Below are 8641 nucleotides of genomic sequence, written 5' to 3'. Positions count from 1 at the left end.
GCCCAGTCCTCCACTGTCATCACCCTTCACAGGGTCACGCAGGGGTCCACTTCCAGCCGTCGCTAGAGGGTCAGTCTTCACCCGCCGTCGACAGCCTCACGATGGTGGCATGTGCAGAGCAGGGCGAAGTTGCGAACGTCGTTGGAGCCGCCAAGCGACTCAGGGACAACGTGAGCTCGCTCTACCGGCGTCTGCCAGCAGATCAGACAGGTCGGTTCATCGAGGCCGAGGTAGTCAGCGATCGCCTGGACCGGTGGTCTGGACCGCCGCGTGCTGGGATGACTATCTCTATTGCGTACGTGCAGCTCGTGGTGGTTGTAGGCGTGTTCACGACCGCGGTCCTGAATGTGCAGGATGTCAGGGATGTCCTCACGCTGTGGTCCAGGGTTCCGTGCGTGATAGAGCGGTGTGCGGATCTCGGTGAGATATGGGCTGAGGTAGCCCAGCAGGAATTCTTGGATGATTTCGGCGGCGTCGGCGTCATATCCGCCGGCTGCGTTGCGGTGCCCCTGGACGTCAAGGTATAGGCGCCGCGGGGCGCTAGGGCTTGCGACTGCTGCCTTCTGGAGAATCGAGAAGAGACGGGTGGCGCACTTGGTGAAGTCCTCCTCTGCCCGCATGTCGTGATACAGCGCGACGCCCTTAGGTTCCGTCCCCTCAGGAGCGGCCGCGCCCTCCGTGGTCACACGATCGGCCAAGTGTGGATCCGATGTCGGCTTCTGTCGGCTGCCGTTCATGGATGCACACTAAGCGCAGGCTCTGACACTCGTCGCGAGGTTCGGGTCTGACCGATCCGGCAACCGCCCGGGAGCACGACGCTGGGCGGCCAGTGCCAGCGCAGCAGGTCCTGTGATTCGGCTGACCGGCGCTGCAGTTGCGGGCTGGGGATGCGCTGAACGGGTGCCGGCTGGTCAGGACTGCGGATCGGGGAAGCCTGTCATGCTGTTGGGGTGGAGGATGGGCTGATTTCGGGACTTCGGGTGCCTTCGCCGGTGGTGGAGATTGGGGATGACCGGCTGGGGGCTGCGGGCGTACGGGTGCTGCTGAAGCGGGATGATTTGGTTCATCCGGAGGTGCCGGGGAACAAGTGGCGGAAGTTGAAGTACAACGTCGCGAAGGCTCGGGAGTTGGGGTTCGGGAGTCTGCTGACGTTTGGTGGGGCGTATTCGAATCACGTCAGGGCGACTGCTGCGGTTGGGGCGTTGTGTGGGTTCGAGACGGTTGGAGTGATTCGGGGCGAGGAGCATCTGCCGCTCAACTCGTCGCTGGAGTACGCGGTCTCGCGGGGGATGCGGCTGACGTATCTGGACCGGACGACGTACCGGGAGAAGACATCGGATGCTGTGATCGAGGCGTTGCGCAAGGAGTTCGGCGACTTCTATCTGATTCCCGAGGGTGGGAGCAACGCTGAGGCCGTACGAGGGTGTGCGGAGTTGCCGGCCGAGCTTGAGCCGTCCGTCGACATTGTGTTCTGTGCGGTGGGGACGGGCGGGACGCTCGCGGGTGTGGCGGCAGGTGTTCGGCCGGATCAGTTGGTGGTTGGGGTTCCGGTGTTGAAGGGTGGCGCGTTTCTGGAGGACGACATCGTTCGGCTGCAGGAGCAGGTGTACGGCGCGCGGAAGGGCTCGTGGCGGCTTGAGTGTGATTACCACTTTGGCGGTTACGCGAAGCGGACGAGTGAGTTGGATGAGTTCATCGACGACTTCGAGGTGCGGCACGGCCTGAGGTTGGACTGGGTGTACGAGGCCAAGATGATGTACGCGTTGTTCGATCTGGTGGCTCGCGATTCGTTCGCCCGAGGTACGACGATTGTGGCGTTGATCAGTGGATCGGGTGGCTAGCCTTCCAGCCACTCGAGGTGCCAGTCGCCCGAGTTGACGTTGAAGTTCTTGCCGAAGCCGAGCCAGCGGCCGTTCAGGCCGCGGGCCTGTGGGCTGACGACCAGTTGGATCGTGCCGTGGTAGACGGCCCCACGGTAGTAGCCGGTGGGCGCTGTGCGTTCTTTCCAGGTTCCGGTGGCGATGGCTCCGCTGACGGATAGTTCGAGGGTGAGTCGTGATTCGCCGTCGACGGGGTCGTTGGTGCCGTGCAGGCGGCTGCCGGTGTGGTGGAGGCGGATTGTGTGTTCGCCTTCAAGGTTGGCGTCGCGGCCAGAGGAGAAGTAGCTGTATCGGGAGAGCCAGAGACCGTTGAGGTTGCCGCTCGTGGCTCGGGCCGTGTCGAGGTTCGAGAAGTCGGCCTGGTCTATGAGCAGATCGGCGACCGAGCACTGGTACAGCTCCGCCAGCCGGGTGAGGACGTCGAGGGATGGGGCGTAGCCCGTCGGTGCTGGCCACTGCTCCCAGTAGGAGAAGTTCTTGAAGGTCTTCGGGTCGTCTGGCCAATGGCGGTTCCACTCGTCGGCGGCCTCGCGCTGGCTCCAGTCATGCGCGAGGCGAAACGCGACCCGCGGATTCACGCCGTACCGGTCGGCGAAGGTATCTGCGATCTCAGCCCAGGTTGATCCTTGGGCGCGTAGTTCGGTGGCCCAGTCTCGGCGCTGCTGGCGCAGACTGCTTGCCCGCGAGGGACGCGCGCCCGCGTTGAGGCTCATGCCTCGTATGGTGTCACAACCTCCCTGTTGCGCGGGGAGGTTTGAGGTAAATGGTCACTGGCTGTCTCGGTGGTTCCTACGCGCTGCTCGCGGCAGATTTGAGGCACGGTCAGGGCGGTGGGTGAGCCCGAGCGCGCCGGACGGTGTGCGTTTCTCCTGCCCCGTCGCCCTGGCCGGTCCAAGCGATGGCTGTGATCGGAGGACAGGAAGTGGATTTGGCCAAGCGGCGTACGCAGGAGTGGCCGGTGCTGCGCTCGGCGCAGGAGGTCGAGTGCGACGGGCGGAATCCTCGCAGTGAGGAGCGATGTGTGCTGGGGCACCACCAAGGTCCGCATCGGGACGTCGTCGGCGATCAGTGGCTCGACGACTGACGTTCATACGTTCGGTCTGTTGAGGCTGGTCACTGTCGCGAGGCTTGGCCGCTGTGTAGCTCAGGCGTTGAGCTTGCATGGAGAGGCCAGATGCGGATGGCGTGAACGAACAGCGCGGCGCGAGCGCAGGACCCCGGTGAGGTTGCCGGTCAACTTTCAGCCACCCGGCAAGCGCTTGTGAGAATTACGCAGACGACTCACGGAGGAAGGTTCTGTGACCCCTGATGGTATTGAGTTGCGCCGCTCGACCACGATTGACGACGTGAGGAGCACGCTGATCGAGGTGTATGCCGACGTACGGGCTGATCAGCTTCATTTGGTGCATTACTCGGTCGAGCGGTTCCGGGAGCAGCTTGCTCGGCATTCATCTGATCCGGGATGGGAGGTTGTGATCGGCTACGACGATGGTCAGCCGGTGGGGTTTGCGTACGCGAACACGCTTACGACCGACGATCGCTGGTGGCGGCGGATGACCACCCCGCTACCCGACGGCTGCACACAGACGCCGACCGTGGCGGTGAAGGAGATCATGCTGTGCAACCCGTGGCGGGGGCAGGGGATCGCGCTGTTGATCCACGACGAGCTTCTCCGCGATCGTGCCGAGGAGCAGGTCTCATTGCTGGTGAACGCGCTGAACGGGGACGGCAAGGTGAAAGCGCTCTACGAATCCTGGGGCTACGAGCCGATCAGTACGCAGCAGCCGTCCGCCGACGGGCCGGTCCTCACCGCCATGCTCCGAAGAACTCGTCCTCCGTCACCATCAGCACGTTGAGCCGCCCTGCGCACCAATCAGCCCCATCAGAGCCGAACCCAACAGTCGAGATTCGTTTTCGGGCTTGCGGGGCCGGTCAGGTGAGGAGGGTGCGGCCCAGCCAGTCGTCGGCAGTTTGTACGCCGGGGAGGGCGAAGAAGTAGCCGCCGCCGAAGGGGGTTATGTAGTCGACTAGGGGTTCGTCGATGAGGAGGGTTTGGGTGGTGACGAACTGGCGGTCCAGGTCGGCGTTGAAGCAGATGAAGATCATGCCCATGTCGAGCTGGCCGTTGGGTTCGATGCCGGCGCTGTAGTTGAAGCCGCGGCGTAGCATGCGGCGGTCGTCGGCGGTGCCGTCGTGGGGGTTGGCGAGGCGGGTGTGGGCGGTCAGCGGCACGGTGTTGCCGTGGGCGTCCCGGTAGTAGCTGGGGAGTTGGAGCTCCTCCTGGCCGGCTACTCGTTCGCCGGGGCGGCCGGACAGTGGTGCGCCGGTGTCTCGGTCGCGGCCGAAGATCCTTTGCTGCTCGTTGATCGAGATCCGGTCCCAGAACTCCACGAACATCCGGATCAGCCGGACGACGTGGTACGTACCGCCGGTCACCCAGGCCGGTTCGTCGCCGCCGGCCTTGGTCCACACCAGTTGATCGAGCAGCTCAGGCCGGTCCAGGAACTCGTGGTTGGCTGTGCCGTCCTTGAAACCGAACAGGTTGCGGGGCGTGCCGCTCGGTCGCGGCGGGCTGGTGAAGCCTTCCATCTGCCACAGCACCTGCAGGTCGGCGCGGGTTGCGCGCATCAGGATGCGGAGCGCGTGCAGTACGGTGTCGCGGTGATCGGCGCAGATCTGCAGGAGCAGGTCACCGTCGCAGCGTTCGGGGTCGAGGGCGTCGTTCGGGAACTCATCCATCGCCCGCAGCCGGGCAGGTTTGACGTCGGCGAGGCCGAACCTGTCGTCGAACAGGCCGGCACCGACGCTGACCGTGACGGTGAGACCGTCGGGCACCGCGCCCGGGCCGAGTACGCCGTTCTCGTACGGGGTCGACACGAGACCGTCGTCGCTGCCGCGTCCGGTCGGTGCGTCGCCGCCGGAGACCAGGTAGCGGATGGTTGCCGTCAGCGTCTGGAACATCCGCCGCAGCGCCGGCCGGTCGGCCGCGGTCACCAGGAACGCGACGACGATCCCCGCCTGCTGCGCAGGCTCAAGGATCCCGGCCTGGTGGGCACCTTCGAACGGCCGCCCGGCCGGCACGGCGACGTCCTGTGCGGTGACGCCCGGTACTGCGGTGCCCTGTGCGGCGACGCTCCGTGCGGCGCTGTCCGGTACGGCGGTGTCGTGGTCAGTCATGGGTGATCGGGCCTCGGTCGCGGGTGGCGTTGCGGGGGTCGATGATGGCCGCGGTGTGGGCGAGCAGTTCGACGCTGTGCTGTACGGCCGCGTTCACCGCGGCCCGCTGGCGGGCGGACAGTGCTGCCAGTCCGACCCAACCGTCATCGTGGTGGTGGCTGCGGACGATCTGCTGGGTGAGCCGGAGCTGCTCGTCGGTCTCGTGCAGGTACGGGTTCTGCTTGCGCAGGATCGGCCGCAGCGGGTCCAGCGCCTGCCAGACGCCGGTGATGTTCGCGTCCACGGTCGCCAGTTCGGTCTGGCTACCGGCGTCGCCGATCCCGTTCAGGTCCCACTGCAGGGCGTCCTCGAGGATCTCGTGAGCCCGCCGGGCCATGTCGATCGGAATGATCGCGTTCGGCAGCGCCAGCTCGTCGGTGAGTCGCCCGATCGCCTCGAGGAGCGCGCCGACGTGCGGCACGATCGTCGCCGTCGGCCGGTCGTGCCACAGCATTGCCTCGATCTTGCGGAAGCCCGCGAAGTCCGCGTCCGCGAGACGATCGGGGGCGATGCCGCGCGGCGGGTCGGCGTTGACGTCGTCACCGGTTTCGTCGTACGCGCGGTAGGCGCCGCCCAGCGTCTCGTAGGTGAGGTGGGCCGTCAGCCAGTGGCGCCGGGCGGCCGCTACGTCGCCAACCTCGACCGCGCCCCGCAGCTGTTCAACCTCATCAGTCAGCCTGGGCAGCTGTCCGGCGATCCAGTCGACGTAGGAGTTGATCGGGATCCGCAGGTCCAGCCCGGTCACGGGGATGATCCCGTGTATGTCGTACGGCAACGGGTCACCGGTGACGACGACCGGCCGGCTGTACTTGATCGTGTAGTCGGTGATGCAGACCCAGCGGTACGTTCCGGGCGGCACCGATGCCGTGACCGCACGGCTGACGCCGCGGCCGAAGTGCTCGACCTCGACGTAGATCCGCTCGGTCGCGGGATCTTCCAGATAGACCTCCGCGCCGGCGCCCTCGTTGTTCACGAAGACGAAGTCGTAGCGGCCGGCCGGTCCGCCGAGCCAGTCGTCGATGCCGTAGGGCGAGCCAACGACCAGGACCAGAGGCTGCGGCCGGCTCGACGGCAGTGATGGTGCGGCCGCCGAGGCCGTCGTACTGCTCACCGGGCCCACGCTGGGCGGCGGTTGTGAACGGATCCGATGCTGACCACAACGCGCCGGTGAACAGCGGGTGACCGGCCGGGCGGGTCGAGACCACGGAGTCCCTGAGTCTTCAGGGATTGTTCATGACGCGATGCTCGCGCGGTCCGGACCTTTGGCAGTTGACTCTTGGAGGAATCCCCGCCACGAGAGATTAGGTAGCAAACCTATGTCTGACAACGATTCGGCATCCGCGGACGTCACCAAGGCGACCGCGGAGCGCAACCGGATCAGCCGACGCCGGCTGATCCAGGCCGCGGGCGCCGCGGGCGCTGTTGCCGCCGCCGGAGGGCTGTCGACCGCCCCGGCCGACGCCGCACCGGACGCGACCGCGACGGTCGGAACGGCCGACAGCACGACCGGCTCGAAGCCGGCGCAGCACTCGCACCGCACCGGCACGATCAAGGACCTGAAGCACGTTGTGATCCTGATGCAGGAGAACCGGTCCTTCGACCACTACTTCGGCACCCTCGACCTGGCCGGCGCGCGCGGCTTCGCCGACAAGCAGGTCCTGACCTGGCAGAACGGCCAGACGATCTACTACGACCCCAACAGCCGCGCCGAAGGCTACCTGCTGCCGTACCACGCCGACAGCCTGAAGTACAACGCGCAGAACACCAGCGCGCGCAACCGGTACTTCATGGAAGCCGATGTGCCGTGGCACCACGCGATCGCCAAGGCGTACACCATCGGTGACCACTACTTCTGCTCGCTGGACACCAGCACCAGCCCGAACCGGATCATGATGTGGGCCGGCACCAACGACGCAGCCGGCACGCAGGGCGGCCCGGTCGTCAACAACAACGGCGACTACGGCTACGCCTACAAGTTCAAGACCTACCCGGAGACGCTGCAGGACGCCGGTGTCAGCTGGCAGATCTACGTCAACAACGACACCGACGACGACTTCCTCGGCGACTACACGGACAACACCGTCCGTTCGTTCGCGGCGTTCAACCCGGCGAACGCGAACCCGGAGAACACGCTGCCCCGCGAGGGTCTGCTTGCCCGAGGCAACGTGGTGTACGCCCACACCACGCAGCCCGCCGGCATCAAGAACGACACCTCGAACGTCGACTACGTACTGCGGGACTTCATCGCCGACTGCGCGTCGGGTGACATCCCCGAGGTGTCCTGGGTCGTCGCGCCCGCGGCCTGGACCGAGCACCCGACGTACGCTCCGAACAACGGCGCGGTCTACACCGACCGGGTGATCCAGGCGGTGCACGACAACCCCGAGCTGTGGGAGTCGACGCTGATCATCCTGAACTACGACGAGCCCGACCACGCGAACCGCATCGGTGAAGGCGGCTTCTTCGACCACGTCGTACCGCCGATCCCGGAGGCCGGGACCGTCGGCGAGCGGGCGCCCGGAATCAAGCCCGGTATGGGCGGCCGGGTGCCGTTCGTGCTGGTCTCGCCGTGGACCCGCGGTGGCTTCGTCAACTCCGAGGTCTTCGACCACACCTCGACGATCCAGCTGATCGAGGAATGGACCAAGAGCCTCGGCCGGCCGGCCGTCTGCACGAACATCAACGACTGGCGGCGCGGCGTCTCCGGCAACCTGCTCTCGGCGATCGACTTCGGCAACTTCGACACGTCGTTCCCGAACCTGCCGAAGCCGGCTGACCTGCTCAAGTCGGTCGTCACCGACGCCGGCCTGCCGCCCGTGCCCCAGCCGGCCGTCGGCGCGCAGGTCATGCCGACCCAGACGATCACCGGCAAGGCGAAGCGCAGCCCGCTGTCGTTCCAGCCCAACGGCGTACTCGTCGAGAACCCCGCCAACGGGACCGCGACGGCGACCTTCACCGTCGAAGGCGGCCCCACCGGTAAGGCGGTCAACCTGGTCGGGCTGGCCGACAAGTACGTGCCCGCCCTGACCGGCGCCGAGCCGCTCGGTATCGGCCAGGACGCGCTGCCCCTCACGGCCGGCAACCGCCGGTCGAACTCCTACACCTGGGACACCAAGGCGACGGGCGGCAAGTACGCCTTCACCTTCTACGGCCCAGACCACTTCATCCGGTCCTTCGCCGGCACCGTGGTCCCGGCCAGCGACCGCACCTCGGCCCAGCCGCGGGTCGACGTTCGGCTCGCCAAGGGGCACGGCCGGGACAAGCCGGCCGTCGAGTTCACCCTGTCCGCCGACGGCCGCAAGGCGGTGACGTACACGCTGACCGCGAACGACTTCGCCGGGAAGAAGACGACCATCGTGGTGCCGGCCGGTAAGCACAGCGTCGTCACCTGGCCGACCGAGGACGGCTACTACGACGTGATCATCACTGCGAGCGAGTCTGCGGACTTCAAGCAGCGGTACGCCGGACGCGCTGCGCAGAAGTGATCCTTCGCGCGCTGCGTTGAGCTGATAGCGATGTGCCCGCGTTCCTACCGGATCGCGGGC

8 protein-coding genes are annotated in these 8641 nt (G+C 66.5%); 5 read left to right on the top strand and 3 right to left on the bottom strand.

Features of this window, described 5'->3' with window-relative positions; translation table 11 throughout:
* Both EV645_RS42505 and EV645_RS00945 read left to right on the top strand, forming a co-directional pair.
* Window positions 1-527: hypothetical protein (locus EV645_RS42505; RefSeq protein WP_206751439.1), on the top strand; the 527-nt coding region annotated here is incomplete at its 5' end.
* 465 nt (window positions 528-992) lie between these two features.
* Window positions 993-1841 (top strand): 1-aminocyclopropane-1-carboxylate deaminase/D-cysteine desulfhydrase, encoded by an 849-nt coding sequence (locus EV645_RS00945; RefSeq protein ID WP_242000125.1) that lies wholly within the window; start codon window positions 993-995, stop codon window positions 1839-1841.
* On the opposite strand, the gene EV645_RS00940 is transcribed toward EV645_RS00945, so the two are convergent.
* Window positions 1838-2593 (bottom strand): hypothetical protein, encoded by a 756-nt coding sequence (locus tag EV645_RS00940; RefSeq protein WP_130438702.1) that lies wholly within the window; start codon window positions 2591-2593, stop codon window positions 1838-1840. The two genes, EV645_RS00945 and EV645_RS00940, sit on opposite strands and share 4 nt — an antisense overlap.
* Window positions 2594-2802: 209 nt before the next feature.
* Between EV645_RS00940 and EV645_RS00935 the strand changes: the two genes are divergently transcribed.
* Both EV645_RS00935 and EV645_RS00930 read left to right on the top strand, forming a co-directional pair.
* Window positions 2803-2964 carry a hypothetical protein gene (locus EV645_RS00935; protein WP_242000124.1) on the top strand — a complete coding sequence of 54 codons (162 nt, stop codon included), beginning with the start codon at window positions 2803-2805 and terminating at the stop codon, window positions 2962-2964.
* A 262-nt stretch (window positions 2965-3226) separates the two neighbouring features.
* Window positions 3227-3736 carry a GNAT family N-acetyltransferase gene (locus tag EV645_RS00930; RefSeq protein WP_198681395.1) on the top strand — a complete coding sequence of 170 codons (510 nt, stop codon included), beginning with the start codon at window positions 3227-3229 and terminating at the stop codon, window positions 3734-3736.
* A gap of 76 nt (window positions 3737-3812) precedes the next feature.
* On the opposite strand, the gene EV645_RS00925 is transcribed toward EV645_RS00930, so the two are convergent.
* Window positions 3813-5057 carry a Dyp-type peroxidase gene (locus EV645_RS00925; RefSeq protein WP_130438696.1) on the bottom strand — a complete coding sequence of 415 codons (1245 nt, stop codon included), beginning with the start codon at window positions 5055-5057 and terminating at the stop codon, window positions 3813-3815.
* Window positions 5050-6207, bottom strand: coding sequence for an EfeM/EfeO family lipoprotein (locus EV645_RS00920; protein ID WP_157996982.1), 1158 nt, complete (start codon window positions 6205-6207; stop codon window positions 5050-5052). The genes EV645_RS00925 and EV645_RS00920 overlap by 8 nt, the downstream gene beginning before the upstream one ends.
* 205 nt (window positions 6208-6412) lie before the next feature.
* Between EV645_RS00920 and EV645_RS00915 the strand changes: the two genes are divergently transcribed.
* Window positions 6413-8581, top strand: a complete 2169-nt coding sequence (locus EV645_RS00915) for an alkaline phosphatase family protein (RefSeq protein WP_198681394.1) — start codon at window positions 6413-6415, stop codon at window positions 8579-8581.
* Window positions 8582-8641 lie beyond the last annotated feature (60 nt).

The sequence above is a fragment of the Kribbella rubisoli genome (genome assembly GCF_004217145.1).
Lineage (GTDB): Bacteria > Actinomycetota > Actinomycetes > Propionibacteriales > Kribbellaceae > Kribbella > Kribbella rubisoli.
Note: the sequence above shows the minus strand (reverse complement) of the source record. Positions and strands in the feature narration are given on the sequence as shown.